This is a genomic window from uncultured Limnohabitans sp., assembly GCF_937889215.1.
Classification (GTDB): domain Bacteria; phylum Pseudomonadota; class Gammaproteobacteria; order Burkholderiales; family Burkholderiaceae_C; genus Limnohabitans_A.
In genome coordinates, this window is sequence record NZ_CALBEX010000164.1 from 1 (window position 1) to 2,409 (window position 2,409).

At 62.9% G+C, this 2,409-nt stretch carries 3 protein-coding genes; 2 read left to right on the forward strand and 1 reads right to left on the reverse strand.

What is annotated here, in order from left to right; genetic code table 11:
* Together Q0341_RS04290 and Q0341_RS04295 are read left to right on the forward strand one after the other, a co-directional pair.
* On the forward strand, positions 1 to 334 hold a 334-nt coding region (locus Q0341_RS04290; protein ID WP_299510822.1), incomplete at its 5' end, for an alpha-glucosidase C-terminal domain-containing protein.
* A gap of 158 nt (positions 335 to 492) precedes the next feature.
* Entirely contained in the window at positions 493 to 1,845 is a 1,353-nt protein-coding gene (locus Q0341_RS04295) for an MATE family efflux transporter (RefSeq protein ID WP_299510823.1), read from the forward strand.
* A gap of 34 nt (positions 1,846 to 1,879) precedes the next feature.
* On the opposite strand, the gene Q0341_RS04300 is transcribed toward Q0341_RS04295, so the two are convergent.
* Positions 1,880 to 2,332, reverse strand: a complete 453-nt coding sequence (locus Q0341_RS04300) for a biopolymer transporter ExbD (protein WP_299510824.1) — start codon at positions 2,330 to 2,332, stop codon at positions 1,880 to 1,882.
* Positions 2,333 to 2,409: the final 77 nt, after the last annotated feature.

Genomic DNA, 2,409 nt, shown 5'->3' on the forward strand with positions numbered 1-2,409 from the left:
CACCGCCTTGGCCGTGGACCAACAAACCGGCCCGGACAGCCTGCTGAGCTACTTCAAGCAAATCATCGCCTGGCGCAAACAACAGCCCGCGCTCATCCACGGCGACATGCAGCTGTGGGACACGCACGAGCAGACCTTGGCCTTTGTGCGCGAGCACGACGGTGAGCGTGTGTTGTGCGTCTTCAACTTCAGCGACCGCGCCACCGAACTCAGCCTGCCCACCGAGTGGGCGCAAGCCAGCGCCATGACCGAGAGCGGCACCCACGGTGTGCACGTCGAGGCGCAGCGCCTGCGTTGTGAGCCCTGGGGCTGCGCCTTCCTGCGCCCAGCATGATGGATGTGACATTCCAAGTGGTGGTGGCACCCGCGTGACGGGCATGCACTGAAGGTGCAGGGATACTGCAGTTCGGGGATCGGTGACAACTTTGAGTAACAGGGCGCTCTCCGCCGCGACATGACTGTTAGGCGCTTTTTGCTCAAACCTTGCACCCCATGACCCCAGCACCGCGCACCCGCCTCAACGCCATCGCTGCGCCCATCTTTGGCGAGTTTTTGCTCGGCATGAGCGTGGCCATGGTGGGGCTTTATCTGGCTTCGCACACCTCGGACGCGGCCGCCGGTACTTTTGGCCTGACCCAACAGGTCTTGGAAACCCTGTTTGTGTTGTTTCGGGTCTTGGCCATCGGCTTGGGCATCGTGGTCACACAAACTTTGGGCAGCGGACGCTTGGCCGAGGCCCACCAAACCGCCTACATGGCCCTGGCCAGCAGCACCTGGGCGGGCTTGATGGCTGCGGCCTGGCTGGTGTGGGGCAGTGGCTTGACCTTGGACTGGCTCAACGCCCCGGCCGAGATCGTGCCGTTGGCCACCACTTTCATGCTGCTCTTGGCCCCAGCCATGCTGCTGGAGGTCTACAACATCAGCATGGCCTCGGTCTTGCGCGCTCACCTTTTTGCGCGCGAATCGTTGTGGATCATGGTGGCCATGTACGGCGCGCATGTGTTGCTGGCCGTGGTCTTCATGCGCGGTTGGGGCGACTGGGCGGGTTGGGGCCTCAACGGTTATGCCGTGGCCTTTTTGCTCAGCCGTGCCTTGGGGCTGGCCCTGCACTTGGGCTTTTGGCACCGGCGCATGGACCTGCACCCAAAGGCTCACCACTGGTGGGCGCTGCCGATGCGGGTGCTCGGCCCGGTGCTGCGCATCGGCTTGCCCGGCGCGGCATTGGAGTTGATTTACCGCTTGGCCTTCATGGTGTCTTTGGCCGCTACCGCAGGCTTGGGCGTGGCGGCCTTGGCCACCCACTCCTACACGCTGCAAATTCTCAAATACGTCTTGCTCATCAGCATGGCCATTGGCTGGGCCTGCGAGATCATGGTGGGGCGCTTGGTGGGTGCTCGGCGCTTTCGCCAAGCCGATGACTTGGTGCGCAAAGGCGTGCGCAACGGCATGCTGGCCTCGGGGGCCTGTGTGCTCATCGCGGCCCTGGCCGCACCCTGGGTCGTGCGTGGCTTCACCCAAGACCCGGCCATCGTGCAAGCCGCCCAAACCCTGCTGTGGTTGTCGGTGGCCTTGGAGCTTGGGCGGGTGTTCAACCTCATTGTCATCGGCGCTTTGCGCGCTACCGGCGACGTGCACTTCCCCGTCTGGGCCAGTGCCGCATCCATTGTCTTCATCTTGGGGTTGGGCTCGTGGCTCATGGGCCGTTGGTGGGGCCTCAATGGCATTTGGTTGGCCTATGTGCTCGACGAATGTTGGCGCGGCTACCTCATGTGGCGGCGTTGGCAACGCCGTGGCTGGTTGCCGTATGCCAGTCAAACCGCACGCGGATTGCGGTTAGAAAGATAAGCTGCAGAGAAAAGTGGGGCTTTGGATGAATTGATTACGGGCTCAATGTTTCGGTGCCCAAAATGCCCAACTTGTTCAAGCCTTGCCGTTGGGCCCCTGCCAGCACGGCGGCCGTCGCTTCGTATTTCGCCTTCGGGTGCGATCGGATGTGCAGCTCGGGTTGGGGCTGCAGTGCCGCGGCCTGGCTCAATTGAGCTTGCAACGCCAGCCGATCCGTCAGGGCCTGTCCGTTCCACGAGATCACCGAGTTGGCATCGATGTCGATGCGAATGACCTGTGGTGGTGTGGGGGGCGGCGCGGCGCTGGCCACGGGCATATCCAGGTTGACGGCGTGCAATTGCGGCGGGATGGTGATGATCAGCATGATCAACAGCACCAGCATCACGTCGATCAGCGGGGTGGTGTTGATGTCCATCATCAGCTCGTCCTCTTCGGGCGGACTCAGGGAGGGGGGCAGGTGACTCTGAAAGCCGGTGCTCGGTTTCATGTCAGTTCCCCGGGTCGGTGATGAAGCCGACTTTGGCGATGCCTGCGCGCTGCACAGCGTTCATGACCTGGCCCACG

Excerpts from the sequence above, each read along its gene's own strand:
- Q0341_RS04295 (WP_299510823.1), top strand. The coding sequence starts at position 493 with ATGACCCCAGCACCGCGCACCCGCCTCAACGCCATCGCTGCGCCCATC.
- Q0341_RS04300 (WP_299510824.1), bottom strand. The coding sequence starts at position 2,332 with ATGAAACCGAGCACCGGCTTTCAGAGTCACCTGCCCCCCTCCCTGAGT.